Source organism: Bifidobacterium leontopitheci (assembly GCF_009193355.1).
GTDB classification, from domain to species: Bacteria; Actinomycetota; Actinomycetes; order Actinomycetales; family Bifidobacteriaceae; genus Bifidobacterium; species Bifidobacterium leontopitheci.
In genome coordinates this window covers 15419-36354 of the sequence record NZ_WBVT01000032.1, presented here as the reverse complement: position 1 = coordinate 36354, position 20936 = coordinate 15419, and the positions used below count along the sequence as shown (strand labels likewise).

At 63.9% G+C, this 20936-nt stretch carries 16 protein-coding genes; 10 read left to right on the top strand and 6 right to left on the bottom strand.

Annotation, left to right across the window (positions count from 1 at the left end):
* The 3 genes from F7D09_RS08935 to F7D09_RS08925 form a co-directional block, all read left to right on the top strand.
* Positions 1-1864: zinc ribbon domain-containing protein (locus tag F7D09_RS08935; protein WP_319792556.1), on the top strand; the 1864-nt coding region annotated here is incomplete at its 5' end.
* A 235-nt stretch (positions 1865-2099) separates the two neighbouring features.
* Positions 2100-3173 carry a glycosyltransferase family 2 protein gene (locus tag F7D09_RS08930; RefSeq protein ID WP_152235092.1) on the top strand — a complete coding sequence of 358 codons (1074 nt, stop codon included), beginning with the start codon at positions 2100-2102 and terminating at the stop codon, positions 3171-3173.
* A 552-nt stretch (positions 3174-3725) separates the two neighbouring features.
* Entirely contained in the window at positions 3726-4646 is a 921-nt protein-coding gene (locus F7D09_RS08925; protein ID WP_152235090.1) for a PDDEXK family nuclease, read from the top strand.
* Between the two features lie 406 nt (positions 4647-5052).
* On the opposite strand, the gene F7D09_RS08920 is transcribed toward F7D09_RS08925, so the two are convergent.
* Positions 5053-6789: a polysaccharide deacetylase family protein gene (locus F7D09_RS08920; protein WP_193312417.1), complete on the bottom strand. Its 1737-nt coding sequence runs from the start codon at positions 6787-6789 to the stop codon at positions 5053-5055.
* Between the two features lie 402 nt (positions 6790-7191).
* On the opposite strand from F7D09_RS08920, the gene F7D09_RS11645 reads away from it, so the two are divergent.
* A complete protein-coding gene (locus F7D09_RS11645) occupies positions 7192-7326 on the top strand; it encodes a hypothetical protein (RefSeq protein WP_264371991.1) in 135 nt (44 codons plus the stop codon).
* A gap of 83 nt (positions 7327-7409) precedes the next feature.
* On the opposite strand, the gene asd is transcribed toward F7D09_RS11645, so the two are convergent.
* The 4 genes from asd to F7D09_RS08900 form a co-directional block, all read right to left on the bottom strand.
* Positions 7410-8504: an aspartate-semialdehyde dehydrogenase gene (gene asd, locus F7D09_RS08915; protein WP_152235086.1), complete on the bottom strand. Its 1095-nt coding sequence runs from the start codon at positions 8502-8504 to the stop codon at positions 7410-7412.
* A gap of 559 nt (positions 8505-9063) precedes the next feature.
* On the bottom strand, positions 9064-10494 hold the full coding sequence (locus F7D09_RS08910) for an ABC transporter permease (RefSeq protein WP_193312416.1): 1431 nt from the start codon (positions 10492-10494) through the stop codon (positions 9064-9066).
* The gene (locus F7D09_RS08905) at positions 10487-11440 is read right to left on the bottom strand and encodes an ABC transporter ATP-binding protein (RefSeq protein WP_152235082.1); all 954 of its coding nucleotides are present in this window, start codon (positions 11438-11440) and stop codon (positions 10487-10489) included. Before F7D09_RS08905 ends, F7D09_RS08910 begins: the two co-directional genes overlap by 8 nt.
* On the bottom strand, positions 11437-12543 hold the full coding sequence (locus tag F7D09_RS08900) for a peptidoglycan-binding domain-containing protein (RefSeq protein ID WP_152235080.1): 1107 nt from the start codon (positions 12541-12543) through the stop codon (positions 11437-11439). The genes F7D09_RS08905 and F7D09_RS08900 overlap by 4 nt, the downstream gene beginning before the upstream one ends.
* 400 nt (positions 12544-12943) lie before the next feature.
* Here F7D09_RS08900 and F7D09_RS08895 point away from each other — a divergent pair, with 400 nt between their 5' ends.
* The 4 genes from F7D09_RS08895 to F7D09_RS08880 all read left to right on the top strand — a co-directional run bounded on the left by F7D09_RS08895 (position 12944) and on the right by F7D09_RS08880 (position 15559).
* Positions 12944-13327, top strand: coding sequence for a hypothetical protein (locus tag F7D09_RS08895; protein ID WP_152235079.1), 384 nt, complete (start codon positions 12944-12946; stop codon positions 13325-13327).
* A 79-nt stretch (positions 13328-13406) separates the two neighbouring features.
* Complete coding sequence (locus F7D09_RS08890) at positions 13407-14240, top strand: hypothetical protein (protein WP_226836176.1); 834 nt, start codon at positions 13407-13409, stop codon at positions 14238-14240.
* A 48-nt stretch (positions 14241-14288) separates the two neighbouring features.
* The gene (locus F7D09_RS08885; RefSeq protein ID WP_152235075.1) at positions 14289-14672 is read left to right on the top strand and encodes a hypothetical protein; all 384 of its coding nucleotides are present in this window, start codon (positions 14289-14291) and stop codon (positions 14670-14672) included.
* A 53-nt stretch (positions 14673-14725) separates the two neighbouring features.
* Positions 14726-15559 (top strand): hypothetical protein, encoded by an 834-nt coding sequence (locus F7D09_RS08880; protein ID WP_152235073.1) that lies wholly within the window; start codon positions 14726-14728, stop codon positions 15557-15559.
* 78 nt (positions 15560-15637) lie between these two features.
* Here the strand turns inward: F7D09_RS08880 and F7D09_RS08875 are convergent, their stop codons facing one another.
* Positions 15638-16384 (bottom strand): hypothetical protein, encoded by a 747-nt coding sequence (locus tag F7D09_RS08875; protein WP_152235071.1) that lies wholly within the window; start codon positions 16382-16384, stop codon positions 15638-15640.
* Positions 16385-16592: 208 nt separating this feature from the next.
* On the opposite strand from F7D09_RS08875, the gene F7D09_RS08870 reads away from it, so the two are divergent.
* Positions 16593-17213 (top strand): DUF5701 family protein, encoded by a 621-nt coding sequence (locus tag F7D09_RS08870; protein WP_152235069.1) that lies wholly within the window; start codon positions 16593-16595, stop codon positions 17211-17213.
* Between the two features lie 726 nt (positions 17214-17939).
* Positions 17940-20705, top strand: coding sequence for a PASTA domain-containing protein (locus F7D09_RS08865; RefSeq protein ID WP_226836174.1), 2766 nt, complete (start codon positions 17940-17942; stop codon positions 20703-20705).
* Positions 20706-20936 lie beyond the last annotated feature (231 nt).

Below are 20936 nucleotides of genomic sequence, written 5' to 3'. Positions count from 1 at the left end.
GATTGGAGGGGGCGGCCCGGCCGCCCCAAGTGCTTCTGCCGTTCCCGGCGGCCCGGCCGCCCCCTCCAATCCGGCCGCCCCCGCAAACGGCAAACCCAACAACCCCAACAAACCCGGCAAGAAGCCGCTCACCCCGCAGCAGCGCAAACGCCGCCGCATCATCACCATCATCATCGCGGCAGTGGTCGTCGTCGCGCTCATCGCCGGCGGCGTCGCCGGATACTTCATCTGGAAGAACCACCAGAACGCCGCCGCGAAAACCACGGCCACCAGCAAGACGACCACCGCAAAACCCAAGAAAAAAACGACGTCCGCACCCAAGGAAACCACCGAGGAACCGGTGAAGAAAGCCGTCAGCGAAGTCACCATGACCGACTTCACGTGCGACAACAACACCGCCGACGACTGGCACTGGAGCGGCGGCGCGATGGTGACCGACGCCATCGCATGCGCGTCCGGCGCGAACTCCGAACCCACCGGCATCCGCGGCTCCGACGACGACTCGTCCAGCAGCTCCAGCAGCGACGACGACTCCGACTCCGGCAAGTACGCGTTCGGCGTGTGGACGCCCGAACTCGACGCCTCCACCGAAATCGACGTGAACATGCTCGAAAGCGGCGAGAAAGTCTACTCCGAGCCGGTCGTCGCGGCCACGTACGGCGACGAGCCGGCCGTGTTCGTCATCTACGCGGTCAAGACGAAAGCGGTCGGCACCACGCCCGAAACCGTGCACCTGTTCGCGCACGAAGTCAACGTGAAGAACGGCAAGATCTCGAAGCGCATCGACCTGCGCACCGAAGAGGACAACCTCATCAACCAGCAGCAGGACTACAAGTTCGAGGTCCTCAGCCAGTCGAACGACCGCGTCGCCGTGATGAAGACATGGCAGACCGAAACCAAGGCGAAGCTCAACGGCCGCGACTACGAATCCACGCAGACCGTCGACCACATGCAGGTCATGGGATTGCGCCGCGGCGCACCGAAAGCCGAGACGCTGCAGACGTTCCAGGACAAGACGCACATCGACAAGGACAGCAGCGGCTACCAGTCGCTCAACAAGGACGACGTGGAAGTCAAGTCGTACACCGTGTACGACACGTATCTGGTCAAGGACACGTCCTACCACCTGTACGCCGTCGACTCCAACAAGGAGGTCGCCGCGTTCCCGCGCAACTACTGCAAGACCAGCGACAAGGACACCGACTGCTACGTAAGGGGCTTCTGGCGCATGGGCGGCGGCAAGTACGTGCTGCAGCCGGACTACGGATACACCAGGCCGATCGTGCTCGACGCCAGTACCGGCAAACTGTCCACGGTCGAAAGCCTGCTGAAGGTCTCGCTGGGGGATTTCGGCTCGTTCAGCGACGTCGACCAGTTCTCCGACGGCTCCATGTACTTCCAGTGGAACGAGTCCGACGACTCCAAGCGCGCGTTCATCCTCTCGCCGGACCTCAAGGCGTCCGAAGTGCTCAACGGCGGCCAGTGGGCACGGCTCCTGCTCGACGCCGAAGGCTTCAAGGGCATCAACTACCTCACCAAGCAGATCTACGCGAAAACCACCGACGAGCAGATCGCCGTGGACGAGAACGGCAAGACCGTCGGCGACTACACCGATCTGCCGGACGACGACGACAACTCCCGGTGTGACCACACGGCCATGAAGTGGATGATGTGGCACGTGGACACGTCCGACTACCGTGACGAGACGGTCGTGACGCGCGGCCAGGAGCCGGGCGACCCCGCGCCGGACGAGACGGACGACAGCGGCGATTCGGACGGTTCGCAGTCGTCGGATTCCGGCTCCAGCAGTGCTGATGATTCCGATGATTCCGATAGTTCCGATACGTCAGGATCCTCCGACTAGTACAATGTCTCCCTCGGCGGAAGGACGCTGCCCGGCTGGCTGGGGCTCCCGCGAAGCGGGTGGGGATGGTCTGGCGGATTGACGTGCCTTGCATCGCGCAGTGCCGGGCCGTCAGGCGAACGGCGCGGCTGACCGGCGTGACCGTCGCCCCGCGCTAAGCTCGGTGCCATATCAATCGCCCCCCATCCCGCCCATCTCCACAACCTCCACAACAAAGCGTGCAAGAATGGAAACCATGACAACAGCGAACCCCATCAGCAAGCCTGCGCACGGCCGCCACGCCGACAGCCGCCCGGTCGCAGGCGGCGGCCGTCCCACGCTCGACAAACTCGCCCTCGTAGTGGTCACCTACAAGCGCCAGCAGCTGCTCACCGAACTGCTCGACTCGTACCTGCAGCTGGCGGACGCGCCGTGGCGCATCGTCATCGTCGACAACGAGCACAGCGACGAAACCGCCGCCATGGTCGACGACTTCCGCGCGAAGATCGCCGAGCAGTGGGGCGGCACCGACGACCAGCCGGACGCGGACGGCGGCACGGACCGTGTGGTCTACGCGCCGCAGACCGACAACCTCGGCGGCGCGGGCGGCTTCTCCGCCGGCGTGAAGAAAGCGTACGAGCTAGGCGCGGAATGGTTCTGGGTTATGGACGACGACGTGGCCGTGCTGCCGGACGGCATCGGCAAGCTCGCCCGATGGGGTCGCGACCATGATGTGATCCAGGGCAGCAAGCTCGACTTCGACGGCGGCCCGTTCTACTGGCAGTACGATTTCATCGTGCCGCTGGGCATCCCGAACCCGATCGCCCCGGCGGCGTTCGGGTCGGCCGGTTACCGCGTGATGGACACGATGTGCTTCGAGGGTGCGCTGTTCCGCCGTCGCGTCGTCGAGAAGATCGGCTACCCGGATCCGCGCTTTTTCATCTACTGGGACGACACGATGTACGGCTATCTGGCGAGCAAGGTCACCAATCCGATTGTCGTGCCGGATGTGGTCATGCGCCGCACGCGCGAAATCGGCAACTGGGACATCGGCGGACTGCGCCAGCTCAACTCCACCTCCGACATGAACCGCTACCACATCCTGCGCAACCGCGGCTATATGGCCCGGTACTTCATGGTGCACGGCGACTTCAGGCCGACCCTGTTCGCGCTTGGCACCATCGCCACCGCCGCCAAAGAGGTGATCCGCCTCGTCATGGTGGATCGCGAGCATGTGCGCACGGGTCTGGTGCAGATCGCCAAGGGCTGGTGGGATTCGCGCAAGCTGCTGCACGACCCCGACTGGCAGCCCATGCCTCCGCTCAAGTAGCTCAAGTAGAGGCGCCTCGGCGGGAGCGGGTTGTGGTGTGCGCCTTCGCTGTGATTGTTGAGAGCCTCTGCCTGCCGTGACTGACAGGCAGAGGCTTATATATATCATGCGTGCCGCACCTGCCCAATAAACCGCTGAAACAGCGTCGTTTTGCCGATGGCTTGACTGCGCTGGCGGGCTACTACGCGAGATGTGGGTGTTTTGTTTGGCGAAAATCACGGTGCCGGCACGTGGGTGAGTGTGAAAATCGTTGGAATCAAGCCATTCTTCAATTATGGTGTCGACGAAGGTGCTCAGACAAAACACCCACATCTCGCCAACAGGGCGGTGAAGGTGTCGCCGCGACTTCGTCGATGATGCAATCGGTGGCCATATTGATGAAATATGTCCAATATTTGTTTGCTTGAGTGGCCGTATGTGATGTTGACTGGCCAGAATCGGCCAAAGTTATCCACATATCCACAATTTTTCGAGGTGGGGTGGCGGACATGGCCGCCGTTGTGTCATGGTAGGGCGATGAACGTTATGCCATCCGATGATACTTCCGCATCCATGTTGACGCCCGAATTTGCCGTTCTCCGGCCGCTTCCCCCTCCTGATACGTGGGATGATTATGCGTTTTCCCGCTTGCAGGCAGCGCTCCGACGGACGATGCTCCGATGCGAGCGTGCGTTATCGGATTCCTATGGGACGACTCGAGGTCTCGTATTCAGCCATATCACCGCCTTGGCCCTGCACGGCATTGAGCTGCCTCGGGGCCATGGGCTCGAGGAGGATGTACTTCATGCCGTAGTTCGACGGCAGTCTGCTCGATATCGACGCGGCGACATCCGGTTCCACCTGTGGGCGCGCGACTGTGATTCCGTGTCGTTCGCCGGCTCGCCGGTCGAATGCGTCCCGCCGGTCGTGGCGTGGATGCAGCTGGCGGAACAGTTGCCATTGGTCGAACTTATCGTGCTGGCGAACACGATGCTTCATGGCGACCCGCGACTGAGAGTGTGCGAGCGTGATGATTTCGACAGGTATCTGGCGGGCGCCGGCCGGTTCCGCGGGCGGGCGAAATGCGTGCAGGCCTTACCCTTCATCACCCCCGACGCCCGGTCGTCATGGGAGAGCCGCACCTCTCTGGCGCTGTTGCAGCACGGATTGCCGCAGGCCGTGCTGAACTATGTCATCACCGACGATGAGGCCAAGGTCGATTGGATTGCCGACCTTGCATATCCCGAGTACAAGGTGGTCATCGAATATCAGGGTGACCATCATCGAATGTCGAAGCGGCAATACCGGTCGGATCAGCGCAAGTGCCGGCGTCTTCAGGCGCTGGGATGGGTGGTGATAACGGTGACCGTCGACGATTTGCGCGATGAGGAGTCCCGTGCCGAACTGGCCGCGAGCGTGGCGAAGGCCATGGGCGTGCCGCTGCCCCAATCGCTTGACCGGCGCTGTCTGGCACTGCTGGACGGATGGGCGTGAGACTGGCCGAGCCCCTGCTGGCCAAGACGTATTGAGACAGCGCAGGGTGACTCGGCGTCGGTCGCGATCGTCAAAGCGGCATTAGCGCGTGGAGTATCCGCGTCTGGCAGGTCGCCGCGTGACCGTGCGCGCGATGTCGGCACGATCAAGATGGGCTGATACCGACTTCGCGCGAGATGTGGGTGTTTTGTTTGGCGAAAATCACGGTGCCGGCACGTGGGTGAGCGTGAAAATCGTTGGAATCAAGCCATTCTTCAATTATGGTGTCGACGGAGGAGCTCAGACAAAACACCCACATCTCGCAAAACAGGGTCGTAAATGGCTCATACCGACATATGAAGCGCTTACAGCGACGGTCGCATGGCCGCAACACCCGTCCCGCACCGCTCCCGCAGCCGCGCCCCGCTCACCATTGGTCGCTGAAATACGAGGATTCACGCCATGGCTCCCCCGGCTTGACCACCGTGTGCTGCGAGTAGTACACATAACCGGGCTTCGGATTGTACCCCAGCAGTTGCGGGATGGTCACGAACACGAATCCGCGTGCCTTGAGATCGGTGATGATGCTCTCGATCGACGCCGCCGTACTGCCCTGCAGGTCGTGCAGCAGCACGATCGACCCGCCGCGCGTCCACTGCATCACCGTGTCGTGCACCTGCGTGGCGTCGCGCGCCCAGTCATACCCCATCACGTCGAAGTTTACGATCGACGAGTTCATTGCCACCGCCTCGTCGCGCACGTCGTCGCTCCACTCGCTGTACGGCGGCCGTATCATCGACGGGTACACACCCACGGTCTGCTCCACCTTCTCGCTGGTCTGCGTGAGCTGCGAGCGCACATCGGCCCGGCTGAGCGTCTGCAGATGCGGATGCGTCCACGTGTGGTTCTCGATGGGGTTGCCCATGTCGTGCAGCTCTTTGATGAGCGGCGCGGTCGTGCCGTCGATCACCCCGCCGCAATTGAAAAACGTGGCGACCGTACCGGTCTTCTTCAGTGCTTCGATGACCGGCGGCGTGTTCGTCGCGTTCGGCCCGTCGTCGAAGGTCAACGCCACGCACTGTTCCTTGGTGCAGTCCACGCCGAGTTTGGTGATGTTCGATGCGACGACCTTGTCCATCCCGTCGTTGAGCTGGTCGATGGCGGTCTGGTACTGTGCCGCGTCGGTGATGACTTCCGGTCCGTCGAGCATCCGCTGCGCCGTGTCGACGCGGTTTTGCAGCGTGGCGCGCGTCGTCTCGTCGCTGACCTTGCCGTCGGTCTGTGCGAGCCAGCCGCGCGACTGGCTCACCGCGGCCTTGAGCGTGTACCGGATGCCCGCGTTCGTCTTGTTGGCTTTGCTGCGTGTGACGGCGGTGGCGCTGTCGGTGATTGCGGTGGCACGCTTGGCTGCGTCCCGGCTGGCCGCGTCGATGGCGGTCGCGCGGCTGTGCAGCGTCGCCGTGTCGGCGTCGGCGCTGCACTGGTATTGCGCGGCCGCGCCGTCGCCGGTCCCGTATTGTGTTGCTTTCGCCGCGGAGTCTTTGGCGGCGCTTGCGAGTGTGCTGACGGTCGCCGGGTCGTCCACGCTGTCGGTGCCGGCTTGCGTGAGCGGCTGCGCGGCGGTCAACGCCGTGTTCAGCGTGTTCAGTTTGGTGTCGAGCTGTTTGCGCGCGGACGTGCATTGTTCGAGCGCGGCGGCGTGGGCTTGGCTGGTGTGATACCAGTAGATGCCGCCGCTGCCTGCCGCGATGGCGACGGCGAGCGCCGCGGCGATGCCGATGATGATGCGGCGTTTGGTGTGCTTTCGCGCCGCGCTGGAGACGTGCGGGGTGGCGTCGGGGGTGCTGCTGCCGGATGCGTCGGATGCGCTGGCGGCGCGGCTGGGCTGCGCGATATCCGGGGCGGCGCTGGAATGTGTGCCGGGAGCGTCGGCCGCTCCGGCGCCGCGGCTGGACCGTTGGACGTCTGCGGCGGCCCTGCCGTCATGCGAGACGTCGTCAGTGCCGGGAATGCCGGATGTCGGTTGGGCTGCGTCCGCCGGCCGGGTCGCGGCCGACGGCTGGGCTGCGCCTTTCGGCTCGTGGATGTCGTCGAAGATGGTCGGGCCGCGTTGGATGGTGCCTCGTGCGTGTGCCGCGTGCTTTGCCGCTTTGTGCCTGGCCATCGTTGGCCTCCCGTCTTCTGCGTCGGCGGTATGCGGTTGCCGTGTTCCGCCGATTTCGTTTCTCCCTGTGGCTGCTCGTGCGGTCCGTTCCGCCTGCGCCGTTCCCATTGTACGACCTTGCGTCCGGTTCTGACGGCCGCCATCGCCCGCGCCGCCTCCCTGTCACAGCGTGCACCTACCCGCTGTGACGGGGAGGGGATAGCGCGGTTGCCGGTATGCGTGGTGCGCTGGTGGTTTGGCGGTGCGACGATAACGAATCTGCGTCACAGCGTGTACCTACCCGCTGTGACGTTGTGTTGGAATCGTTGGGATTGCAGTGGTGGTGCGCTCCTGTCACAGCGTGCACCTACCCGCTGTGACGGGGAGGGGATAGCGCGGTTGCCGGCGTGACGGCTGGCGGATATGTGGGGCGACGCTGCCGATGCCGACGACATTGCCGATGTTGACGACGCTGCCGATATCGATGATGCTGCCGACGACGCTACCGCCAGCGGCAGCATCACTGCCAATCGACAACGGGCCGGCACCGCCACTTGATAGTGATCGTGGCAGTACCGGCCCGCGTCCCATATGCGTTGCCGGGCTTCGCTGATCCTTGTCATCGAAGCCCCGGCGAGCCGCTACTTCTTTTCGATGTAGCCGAGCGCCTTGAGCATTTCGGCGCATTCCAGCGCGCCGCCGGCCGCGCCGCGCAGCGTGTTGTGCGCCAGACCGACGAACTTCCAATCAAAGATCGAGTCCTCGCGCAGTCGGCCGATCGAAACGCCCATGCCGCCCTCATAGTCGACGTCCAGCTTGACCTGCGGACGGTCGTCCTCGGTCAGGTACTGGATGAAATGCTTCGGCGCGTGCGGCAACCCGAGCCGCGCCGCCTCGCTCGTGTAGTTGACGAGCCGGTCGATGAGCTCCTCCTTGGTGGCCTTCTTACCGAAGTTGAGGAACACGGTGGCCGTGTGGCCGTTGAGCACGGGCACGCGGATGCACTGCGACGTGATGCGCAGCGCCCCGTCGAACGGCACGATCTCGCCCTTCTCCGCGTCCACGTGGCCGAACACCTTGAGCGGCTCCTTCTCGCTCTTGGCTTCTTCGCCGGAGATGAACGGGATGATGTTGCCCACCATTTCCGGCCAGTCCTTGAACGTCTTGCCCGCGCCCGAGATCGCCTGATACGTGCTGACGACGACTTCGCGCGGCTCGAACTCCTTCCACGCTGCGAGCGCCGGCGTGTACGCCTGGATCGAGCAGTTCGGCTTGACAGCGATGAAGCCTCGCGTGGTGCCGAGCCGGCGGCGCTGGTACTTGATGACGTCGAAGTGTTCGGGGTTGATTTCCGGCACGACCATGGGCACGTCCGGCGTCCAGCGGTGGGCGCTGTTGTTGGAGACGACCGGGGTCTCGGTTTTCGCGTAGCGTTCCTCGATGGCGCGGATCTGGTCCTTGGGCATGTTGACGGCGGAGAACATGAAGTCGACGCCTGCCGCGACTTTCTCTGCGTCGTCGCCGTCGACCACGGTCATGTGGCGTGCGTATTCAGGCATCGGCGTTTCGATCTTCCACCGGTCGCCGACCGCTTCCTCGTAGGTTTTGCCGGCGCTGTGCGCGGACGCGGCGAGCGTCACGACCTCGAACCATGGATGGTTTTCCAGCAACGTCACGAAGCGCTGGCCGACCATGCCGGTGGCGCCGAGAATGCCGACTTTCAGTTTTTCGGACATAACGACCTCTTGGATTCTGTTGGATTTTCGGACCTGACGACGGGTGCGCCGTCGCGAGTGGCCGCCCAACGCGCCTCTCGCGTGGCTTTCCATCTTACGGTCCGTGCGGAACAACCGGGCCTCCGCGCCCATATGCTGGCCCGGCGTGCGGATGCCGGACGGCTGCGGCTCCGGTACTCCGGGTTCAGGCCCATTTCGGCCGTTCAGAATGGGCCTAACCTCGGAGCTTCGGATCCCGACTCCCGCTTTTCTCCCGTTTGAGATGGCGGGAATGGGAGAATCCCGGGAGTGGGGTCGTGCGGACTCCCGGTTCTCTCCCGTTTGAGATGGCGGGAATGGGAGAATCCCGGGAGTGGGGTCGTGCGGACTCCCGTTTTTCTCCCATCTGGGACGGCGGATATGGGAGCAGGTCGGGAGTGAGGTTTGGCTACTCCCGGTTCTCTCCCATTTGAGATGGTGGGAATGGGAGAATCCCGGGAGTGGGGTTGTGTTACTCCCGTTTTTCTCCCATCCGGGACGGCGGATATGGGAGAAAAACGGGAGTTCCGCCACCCCCGCCTCACTCGCTCCGCAGCGCCTCGGTCGGCGTCAGCCGCGCGGCCCGGTTCGCCGGATACAATCCCGCCACGACGCCGACCGCCACCGCCGCGACCCACGCGCCGGGCAATCCGCCCCAGTCAAGCGCCGCCGGCTGCCCCGCCCACGCCGCCGCCCCCAGCGCGACCGCCGCACCCAGCAGCGTTCCGGCCGCCCCGCCGATGGCCGACAGCATCGCCGCCTCGGCGACGAACTGCATGCGGATGTTGCCCGGCGTCGCGCCCAGCGCCCGCCGCAATCCGATTTCGCCCCGCCGTTCCATCACGGTCACGATCATCATGTTCGCGATGCTCATGCCGCCCACGACGAGCGCGATCACGCCGATCATCAGACCGAGTGTGCTCAGCGATTCGCTGGTCGCCGCCCGCGCCTCGGACAGGTCGGCTGAGGCGGTCACGGTCACGCCCTGCCCGCCCGGACTGGCCGCATGCGCGAGCACCCGGCGGATGCGTTCCATATCGCCGGGCTTGGTGCGCACGTAAATCGCGCTGATCTGCCGCAGTCGCGCCGCCTGGTCCGGATAATGCGCGAACGCCCATTCGTCGCCCACGATCACGCTCGAATTCAGCGTCCCCGCTTGCGGTGCCGGATTGAGGATGCCGATCACCCCGTACCATTCGTTGTCCACGAGCACGCGGTCGCCGACCGTGGTCACGCCCAGCCGGTACGCGGCCTCCGAGCCGAGCACGGCGACCGGCAGCGTGCGGTTGCGCGCGTCGATGCCGTGGCCTTGCGTGAACGTCGCGCCCACGGCGTCCAGCGCGCCCGGCTTCATGATGGACATGGTCAGCGCGTTGCCGTTCGTTTTGGGCACGAGCTCGTTCTTGAAGATCTGCGCCTTGTCGGGCGGTGTGTAGAACACGCCCACGCGTTCGACCTGCGGCTGCCGCGCGATGGTCTGCGGCGCGAAGTCCGGCAGTGGAATCGGCTGCTGCTGGGCGTCCATGCCGGGTGCGACGACCGACAGGTTCGCGCCGAGCGCGTCCAGCCGGGCGAGCAGCGCCGCCTGGTTCGACGCCGCGATGCCGCCCAGCGCCACGTATGCGGCCACGCCGAGCGCGATGCCGAGCGAGGCGAGCACCGCGCGCGAGATGCGTCCGGTTGCGCCCGCCCACGCGGTGTGCAGCAGGTCGGCTGCCCGCGTGCGCAGTGGCTTGCGAATTTGTGAGGTACCGGTTTGTCGACCGTTCTTGCGCTTCCGATTGGCGTCGCGACGGCCTGCTATGCGGCCGGACGACGTTGCGACGACATCGTCGAGGACCGTGCTGCCATGCCTGGGCGCGGTCCGTTCGGGCGTTGCCGATTCGGGCGTCACCAGCTCTGACATCATCCGTTCGCCTGTTCGTCGCTTGACCATCATGTCGTCGGTCATATCGTCGGTCACGTCACGCATGGTCGGCCTCCTTGCCGTGATACCCGTCCTGACCGTCCGCTGAACCGGTCTCCTGACCGTTCGTTTGGCCGTTCGCCGGACCGGTTTGACCGCCTGCCCGTCCATCCTGACCGGCCGGATTGCCTGCTATATCGACGCCCACGTTCGCACCCGTGCCGCCGCCATCCGCCGCGCGGCCTGCGTCGCCTCCACCATCCCCGCCGCCGAGTTCCGTCACCACGCCGTCCTGGATGTGCAGCCGTCGTGGGAAGCGCGCGGCCACGTCCAGGTCATGCGTGACGACGACGAGGCTTGCGCCCTGGCCGGCGGCAGCGAGCAGCAGGTCGATCACCGCGCGTCCGGTCGCCGTGTCGAGCGCGCCGGTCGGCTCGTCGGCGAAGATGATGTCCGGCTGCTTCACCAGCGCACGCGCCAAGGCGACGCGCTGCTGTTCGCCGCCCGACAGCTGCGACGGCTTATGGTGCACGCGCTCGCCGAGCCCCACCTGTTCGAGCGCGCGCAGGGCCCGTCGCCGCCGTTCGCCGCGCGGCAGGGCCGTGTACTGCAGTCCGGTCGCCACGTTGTCGAGCGCGGAGGCCGTCGCGATGAGATGGAACTGCTGGAACACGAAGCCGATGCGTGAGGCGCGCAGCATACTGCGTTGGCGTTCGTTCATTGCGGTCACGTCCTCGCCGTCGTAGAGCAGCCGCCCGGTGGTGGGCATGTCGAGCGTGCCGAGGATCGCCAGCAACGTGCTTTTGCCTGAACCGGACGGTCCGACCACCGCGACGCGCTCGCCGTGTCCGATTTCCAGCGTCGTGCTGTGCAGGATCTCCAGCATGGTGCCGTCGCGGCCGGGGAACGCGCGGGTCGCATGGTCCAACGCTACGAGCGGCACGGCCGACGTGACGTCCGCAGAGTCCGCGCCGGTTTGCGGCTCCCGGCCGCCGCCGCGCCCGCCGCTCATGAGACGACCACCTTGTCGCCCACCTTGAGCCCGTCCGAGCCGGTGATCTGCACTTGCGCGTTCGCTACCGTGCCGATGGTCACTGCGATGCGCACGACCTTTCCGCCGCGCACCACTTCGACCGCCCAGCTGTTGCCGGTGCCGGCGATGAGCGCGGTGACGGGCACGATCAGCGTCTCGCGCCCGTCGGCCGCCGCGTTCGGGATGAGCAGTTGCACGGCGGTCGGCCCGTACTGCGCCACCTTGGTCTGGTCGGGGAAGTCGATGCGGGCCGACGGCTGCGTGACCTGCCCGTCCGTGCCGACCGCCTGCCCGCCCTGGTCCACGGAGGTGAGTGTCGTGTCGATGGTCGTGTTGTCGGGCAGCACCACCTGCGCCTTGTCGCCCGCCTTGAACGTGGCCGCCTGCGTGGCGGTGAGCGTCGCGTTGAGATGCAGCGCGATTCCCGTGTACGTGGCCGGGCTCACGTTCGTGTCGCCGAGTTTCGCGGTGACCGTCTTGATGCGGATCGGCGCACCCGCCGCCAGCGCCACCGATGCCGGGTCGAACACGCCGGTGGCGGCATCGCCAGCAAGTCCCAGCGCCTTGGTCTGCCAGCGCTGGATCGCGTCCTTCGTGTACCAGTCGAAGTGGTTGTCCGGCTCGCCGGTGAAATAGCCGGTCTCCTTGAGGTTCTGCTCGAGTTGGGCCACGTCCGGGCCGTCCGCCGCGCCTTCGCCGAGCTGCCGCCAGAACGGGCGCGATCCGTGGAACAGTGGTACCGGCACGCCGTCCATCTCGTACACCTGGTCGCCGGTGTTGAGCTGTTTGCCGGCGACCGGCAGTTGTGTGATCATGCCGGTCGCCGCTGCGAACTCACGTGCGTCGTCGTACTGCAGGCTCGCGCCGAGCCGCGTCTGCGCGTTCAGCGCGCCTTTGGTCACTGGTTGCGTGCGCAGCGTGGTCACGTCCACTTGGGTGTTGGCTGTGGTCGCGCCGCCGATGAGTCGCCACGGCTGGGTGATGACGCACGCCGCGATGATGCCGACCGCGAGGATCAGTGTGATGGCGGCCGTTGCGATGGTGCGCGCGCGGCCTGTGCGACGTTGCGGTTTCGTGGTCATGATCGGCTTCCTTCCTTGGCTGCCGTTGCGTTTCTCGTACTGACCAGTATACGAGTGGAAGGTGAGGGTCGGGCAGGGTTGTTGCGTCGGATGGTGCGTGCGACGTGCCGATCGTGTGCCGGATCGCACGGAACCGCACACTCGGTGGTGGGCTGATGTGCGATGTGACCGGTGCCATGTTGCGTATTGTGAGATTGTTCAGCGAACATTAAGCTGCTGTGCAGAAGCGGTGTGGATGTGTTGATGATGTGAAGCCGTTGATGGCGTGATGCCGTATGATGAGACCATGCTTCAAAGGTCGGAAGCATCGCTGATAAGGCCGGCCGCCTATCCTAGATTCGTCTAGTCGTCATTCCCTCAGTTCTTTCATCCGCAACTTCAACGACGAAAGCATCTCATCATGAACGTCAAGCGCATCAAGACCCTGACGACGACTCTCCTCGCCGTCGTGTGTATCTCCTCTTTCACTGTTCCTTCGGCCATGGCGACCGCTCCGCCGGGCGTGTCTCCCGCCTCCGTGACCATCGCTCCCACTCGCGGCTGCACCGACGATAACGCAGGATGCTGGTATGGGCATACGGCTCAAGGCGACATGCAGTTCTCGGCGGGCGACATCTATTCGGGTACGTGGGCCGCGCGCGGCTGGTATACCTCGGGTAACCGTTGGGGGCGTGTCGGATATGTTTTCAACGGGCGCTCCTACGAGCGAGGCCCGGTGGGCGCATACGACGTCATCAAGCCTCCGGAAGGCACAGTGACCGGAAAGATGGTCGAGCGTCGTTGACCGATGCTCGACCTCCTGCATCTCGTATGGGCGGTAGCGTCATGGCTGTCGCCCATACGGTTAAAGAAAGTGGGCCGTTATGCGAGTGAAGATCGATTCCGTTGTTGTCCGTAGAATGCGTGTGGTTGTTGGCATGATGTTGCTGCTGCTGGGTAGTGTTGCCGGTCTGTCGGCTTGTTCGATGATGTCGGGTGAGACGAATGCGGAGCAGCAGAATGATGTCCAGTTCGTTTCGAAGGATACGCCTGAGCGGCGCAGCGCGATTGAGGCGGCGGAGGCTCGGGCGAAGCAGTTCGTCGCGTGTCTGGTGGAGTCCGGCATCGAAGCTGATGTTGCAGAGGACAACGATACCTATGTCGTTTCCGGCCAGCAGTACAAACCGAAGACGCTGGTGATTGTGCGGATGCTGGATGCTGCCGGCAATCCGGCGTATGCCGGCGAGGCAAGTGGCTTATACCCTGATTTGCATTACACGCATATTGGCGATGGCGGTGACGCGTGGATTTATTTTAAGGATTCGACGCATATGATGGGTACGCCGTATGCTGGCAGGCAGGCGGCGTATCAGGCGTGCGAGCGGAAGAATCCTGAATTCGAGCAGGCTGACTTGGATGCCATGGGCGTGATTGAGTATCCTGAGGAGGCGTGGCAGGCGTCGCTGGAATATGCGCGTGATTGCCGGGCGAAAGGGTTCTCGTGGGTCAAGGATCCGGTACGCGGCAACGGCGATAAACCGGGCGAGGGACCGGGCGTCTTTATTCCAAACGGCATTTCGGATGAGGAATTCCTTCGTTGGCTGGAAGAGTGCCCGGTGGACGGACTACCGCATTTGTCTGCAACAATGATCTACTCCAGTCGAGGCAACAATTATGACGAAATCCTCCGTCAATACGAGCTGGAGCATCAGGAATGATCGCTGTGGTTGTTTGTTCATAGCCACTGCCAAGAAAGGTTTCGCATCATGAACGTCAAGCACATCAAGACCCTGGCGACGACTTTCCTCGCCGTCGTGTGTGTCTCCTCTTTCGCTGTTCCTTCGGCCATGGCGACCGCTCCGCCGGGCGTGTCTCCCGCCTCCGTGACCATCGCTCCCACTCGCGGCTGCACCGACGATCGTGCAGGATGTTGGGTTGGCTTCAATGCGCTGGGAGATTTGCAGTTTGCCTTGGCGAGAGAGTATCCGTACGGAAACTGGCCTGGACGCGGTTCCTATTCATCCGGGAATCGACAGGGACGTGTCACGTATCTCCTTGGCGGGCAACTCATTTATTCGGGAATTGCTGCCCCGTACCATGTTATTTACATCAATCGTACGGTTGTTGGGAAAACTGTAGATCGGCGCTGATGCCGTCGGAATGCATTCATTCGGTTATTTGGCAGCCGGTAAGGAGCTTAACCATGAACCAGCATCGATGGTTGACGCAGGCGTGCCTTGCGATCGTAACCGGTGTATGCCTTATTGGCTTTGCCGGATGCTCGACGTCGGCTTCTACTGATAGTGAGAGTTCGCAGTTGTCGCAAAATGCCGTTGTCTCGAAGGATACGCCTGAACGGCGCAGCGCGATTGAGGCGGCGGAGACGCGGGCGAAGCAATTCGCCGCGTGTTTGACGGAATCCGGCATCGAGACCAACATTTACGATGACAATGATGTGTACATCGTATCCGGTCGACAGTATGCGCCGAAGACGGCCGTGGTCGTACGCATGCTGGATAGTGCCGGCACCCCGATGTCATGGTCTGACGATGCCGTTGCCGAGCAGGTGGCGAACAGTCTTTACTCCGATTCCAATATGACTCCCATAGGCGAGGACGGCAGGGTGTGGGTGTTTTTCAGGGATTCAACGCAGCTGATGGGTACGCCGTATGCGGGCAAGCAGGCGGCGTACCAGGCATGCGAGCGGAAGAATCCCGAGTTCGAGCAAGCTGACTTGGATGCCATTGGCGTGACTGAGTATCCCGAGGAGGCGTGGCAGGCGTCGTTGGAGTATGCGCGTGATTGCCGGGCGAAGGGGTTCTCGTGGGTCAAGGACCCGGTGCGCGGCGAAGGTGATAAACCGGGTGAGGGGCCGGGTATCCAAATCCCCAATGGAATCTCGGACGAGGAGCTTCGCCGATGGCTGAAGGAATGCCCGACCGCTGATTTGCCGCCGTGGTCAGCCGAAATGCTGTATGCCGATCGTGGCAACAACTACAGCGAAATCCTCCGCCAATACGAGCTGGAGCATCAGTGATTTCTGCAACCGCTCCGGCTTATGCGAATGGCCTATCCGCATCGTCTTGCGGATAGGCCATTCGATTATCGGGCCTGACTACTGCTGCGACTGGTACTGGTTGATCAGGTCGCCGTAGTGCGGGTTCTTGTAGGTCATCATCTGGGATTCGATGGGCAGGTCGTCCACTGGGCATTCCTTGAGGAACCTGAGGAACTGCTCGTCCGACACCCCGTCGGGGATCGTGATGCCGGGAGTGTCCTTCGGTGGGTCCGGCAGCCAGTCGAATCCTTTGGCTCGGCAGGATTTCGCGAATTCGAGAGACGCGCGTATGGACTCCTCCGGCCATTCCTGATGTCCGAACGTGCCGGTCAGCGGCTGCTCGAAGTCGGGGTTCTTGGCTTCGCAATCCGCGTATGCCTGCTGTTTGGAGGCATACGGTGTGCCTTTCATCTGGGAGGAATCCTTGAATGCGACCCATGTCTGGCCGTTGTCGTCGCTGCTGATGCTGTCGATGTCCGGGTACAACGCGGAGGTGACGGAGTCGTTGTCTCCGTTGACAGGGGACCCGGTGGCATCGAGCATACGCACCGACACCAGGTCCTTGGGGGAGTACTGTTTGCCGGCGATTACGTAGGTGTCGCTGCTGTCTTCGGTCCGCGCAGTGATACCCTGGTCAGTCAGACAACTGACGAACCGACGTGCCGCCTGTTCCCTTGCGCTGATCATGCTCTGCGTGGAAGCGTTGGAAGTGGCGCTTTCCCCGCTTTGTTGGCTCGAGCACCCGGACAGCAGCGCGATGCACGTCATCGCGATGCTGAATGCTGACAGCATTTGCTTTTCCATAGGACTTCCTTGTCGCCGATGTGGTTGTGGCTTGTATCTCTAAGATACACAGTGTGCATTTTAGAGGACAGCGGGGCATGGATTGTGTGCCTTAAGGTGCACAATCCAGCCGGTTCGTTTACATATGCTTCACGATTCTGCCGCAAGATGCACAATGTGCATCATCGGAAACCGAGCGCGTGCACACCGGTCGCGGTAGGCTGGAAACATGTCGATTGCATCGCAGGAAGCCCAAAAACAGCTTGACCGCATCGTCGCGTTGGGATACCCGGACGTGGCGGACATGAGCGCGGCTGCGTTCCGCGCGCTCGCCCGGCCGCTCATCAGCGCGCTGGAGCACAGCGACCTCGGCTCCAATATCCTGCTGATCCCCACGCGCGAACTCGTGTCGCCGGAATCGCTGATCGCCCGTACCAGCATCAACCGCATGGCCGGATTCACCACGATGCCCCCGCGCGACATCGCCAGCTTCCTGCCGCAGGACGGCTTCGAGCCGCCCGAAGGCCCGTTCTACCTGGTCGTCGAACCACATACCGGCACCTGCTACATCAACCGTGAGCCCGACGTGGCGCGCAAGCTCATCGACTCCGACGATCGCACCCCGCTCACGCTTGAGGAGGGTCTCGCCATCGCCACTCAGCATCCCGACTGGCTGGAGGTCAAGAACGGCTTCAACCTGCTCGGCTCGCGCAGCGCGGACGGCCGTGTGCCCAGCATCTGGATGAGCCAGAACGTGCCCCGGCTCGGCGCGGTGTGGCCGAACTCGCGGCACACGTGGCTCGGCAACGCCTACTGCATGGCCCGTCGCGGCGTCAGCCTGTTCCACTGAGCCGCGCGGCTGTCAGCGTCATGCGGACCTTGATGGTGATGGTGACAGCCAAGTACGTTCGATGCGAGGTAGCGGCCGGAGCCTCATCGCGATTCCGACTCCGACATGTCCTGCCGGCGTTGCCACAACTCGTCCAAAAGGTCTGATTTGCACACTTGTGGCAAGCCGATTTGCCACAACTCGTCCAAATAGGCCATCTGGACGACCTGTGGCAAGAAATCGTCCGTTTTTCGATGCCGTTGGCGGCGTCTTGTTGCCACAACTCGACCGAAACTGCCTTTTGGACGAGTTGTGGCAACAAGACGCGCGGTTGCCCGCAACGTGAAAAGCCCGGCGATGGGGCCGGGCTTTTCGCGGAGAAAGGAGAAGAAGAAAGAGGGTTTCAGTTATGCGTTTCGTCGGCGGCTTCGGTATGCGCTTCCGTTCGCCGGCAATATCTATATAACCGCACGCGTCTTGACGGTTCTGGGACGTTAGCTGGGAGCTTCTTGGATGTTTTCCGGCAGTTGCGTGGGTGTGATTGCGAAGTGAGGCCGCAACGCAGCGGTATTACGTCACTCTGCTCGCCCTTGCATAGTGACGCGCCGCTGAAACCCCAGTATTTGCAAGGGTTTGCTGGTGCGCGTCACTGTGCAAGGGCGAGCACAGTGACGACGATACCTGGCAAGCACTGTTTCAGGCATAGAATGAAGCCGTATTGCAATCATGATGCAGAGGAGAAGACTCATGAAATGCAGCCATTGCGGCGCAATGAACGCGTCGGGCGTTCCGGCCTGCGCATCCTGCGGGCAGCCGCTGGTCGTCGCTGGTGCGGCCGCACAGCAAGCCGCGGCCGTCCCCGCGCAAACCGCCCAGCCGGCCATGCCGACGATGTCGTCCGTACCGCTGCCTCCGGCTCCGGGGCACGCCGGCGCAGCCCCGGCAGCTCCCGTGCAGCCGGCTCAGCCGTTTACCCAGATGCCGCAGCCAGGGCTTGCGCAGCAGGCTGCCGGCGGAGCCGCGCCGGCTGTCCCCGCGCAGCCAGTCACGCAGCCGACTGCCGGAGGCGCGATGCCTGCCGCACCCGCTTCCGCCCAGCCGCAACAGCCCATCGCCTCGGCCGCAGCTCAGTCCCAACCGTCCGTACAGATGCCCCCGCAGCCGGCCGCTGCCGCGCCGCAGCAGCCGGCTGCGATGCCGACGTCCGGCGCCGCCCAGCCGCTCCCTCCCTCGTCGCCGCAGCAGCCGGCCGCCCCCGGTGCGTCGGCACCTGCACAGCCGGTTGCGGCCGCGGCACAGCCGTCAGCCGCGTCCGCGTCCGGCATCGCGTCCGGCACAGTCGCCGCCGCCGCAACAACCGCCGCCAAGTTCTCGCTCGGCAAGCTCATCGCCATCATCGTGAGCGCGCTGGTGATTGTCGGCGGTGGCGCGACGGCCGCGTTCCTCACGTACCGCGCCGGCCTGTGGGGCGGCACGCCGCTGCCGACCGCGCAGGAGGTCTCGGGCGGCTCCGACACCGCGACCGCCGATGACGTGATCGCCACGCTGAAGTCGAAGAACGTGAAGACCAGCCGCAAGACCGTATTCTCCGGCAAGAAGAAGGGCTCGTTCCTCGGCTACGTGGGCCACCAGCCGGGCGACCGCATCAAGAGCGGCACATCCGTCACCGTACAGGAGTCGGCGGGCCCCGGCGTGCCGTCGGGCACGGTCGGCAAGAAGGCCGCGAAGGTCGTGTCCACGTTCAAGTCGATGGGCGTGCCGGTGCATTACAAGGCGGTGCCCGTCTCCGACACGAAGAAGAAGCCGGTCGGCAGCGTCGTCGCCACGTACCCGGCGGACGGCCAGCCGGTCGCCTCCAAGGAGAAGGACAAGGGCATCTACATCGGCGTCGCCGAGAAGAACGATGACGCGATCGGCGTTGACATCGTGGGCCAGGACGCCGATACGGTCAAGTCCAAGCTTGAAAAGCAGGGCTACGACGTGACGCTCATGCCGCGGTTCTCGTCGAAGAAGAACGTCGGCAAGATCGCCGGCTCCGACCCGGCGCCCGGCTCGACGCTGTCCGAAGGCGACTCGATCACGCTGTATTACGGCATCGACGCGAGCGGCGTGAAGGACGCGTACACGGTCCATGACTCGCCTGAGACCGGCGGCGACAACCTGATGGGCGTCTCCGGCGTGGCGGCCGGCCAATGGTGCAACAACGCCGGCGACTGCATCACGTTCAAGGACAGCGGCGACGGCGGCGACTACGGCTCGTACATCAAGTATCTTGAGGGGCGCGACGGCACCAAGTACGACGAATACGAGACGCTCGCCTCGTGCGATTCCATCCAGTCGCCGTACTGCTCGAGCCCGAAGGCCGAATATCTGCTGACCGGCGACACGGGCGCGTTCGAGCTGTTCCCGCACTCCAGCCTCACCAACTACTGGTGCGGCACCAGCCAGGAGGATTCGAACACGGCCGGCGGCAGCGTGTGCAACGGCGGCCGGATGGTCGCCAACGGCGACTACAGCCATATCTCCGGCGCCACGTACCACATGCAGGACTTCTATCTGGTCGTGCCGGTCGGCGCGAAACTGGACGAGCTGACCAGCGACGGCTATTTCGACGCGGACGCGCTCGCCGCGGCCAAGAAGCAGAAGGCGGTCGACACGACGCGGCCGTTCCTCATCTACCGCGATCCGAAGCTGTACGACAAGACCACCGCCGAGATGACGGCCAAGTCAACGAACCCGTTCATGCCGTATGGCGGCTACAACAGCAAGAACAGCGACGCCGTCAAGATGAAGCCGGCTCCCAGCGACAGCACCGTGTACTACATGGTCGAGTCGGTCGACCTTGACTGGGACGAGCTGGAGGATGCGAACGTCACGACGGCCGGCGACAACGGTTCCGGCAAGTCTGACGATGCGTCTGGTAAGACGTCTGGTAAGTCGTCCGGTAAGTCGTCCGGTAAGACGTCGGCCAAGTCGGCGAAGGACATGTCGCTTGCCGATATCCACTCGGCGCTCGACAAGGGCGACTTCTCGCCGATCGCCGGCAAATACTGCCTGAAGGACGGCTCGATATGCGTCACGATCGACAAGTCCGGCAAGACGACGGCGAGCGAGCTGGGTCTGAGCCTGAGCCCGGGCGACCCGAAATCGACCACGTTGCACGCGGTGAAGAACGACGCCAAGACCGGCGACGGCTGGTGGGACGTGCCCAGTGACGTCGGCATCGAGCTCATGGGACCGGAAACCGACTACCAGTGCGGCGGCAACAAGGGCTTCAAGGCCTGCTACGGTGACGGGGCCAGCTATTCGGAGGCGCAGATCAGCAAACCGGCCGACTTCATCTATGTGCCGGCCGGCGTCAGCTCCGACAAGCTGGAGGGGCTGGCGGCGTCGAGCTACGCGCAGGCTGAGGGCGAGGCCAAGCCGGACAGCTCCAAGCCGTTCCTCAAGATGACCATATACCACATGAACGTGCCGCCGCTCGACAGCAACGTGTTCTATCTGGTGCAGTAGGCGGAGCGGGCCACCCCCACCCGCTACGCGGGAGCCCCCGCCAGCGGGGGCGGGCCCGTGGGTGGGGCTGACCGAGGAGCCGGAGTCTTCCCGGTTCCTCCGGTGGAAACCACGCTAGCGGGGCTGGCCCGGTTCGGTTTGCGGTCGTTTCCGACCAGTCCGCGTCCCCTCCTAGTGGAAAACGGCCGCAAATCGGCCCCGTAGCGGTCGTTTTCGACTAACAGGCCAGCT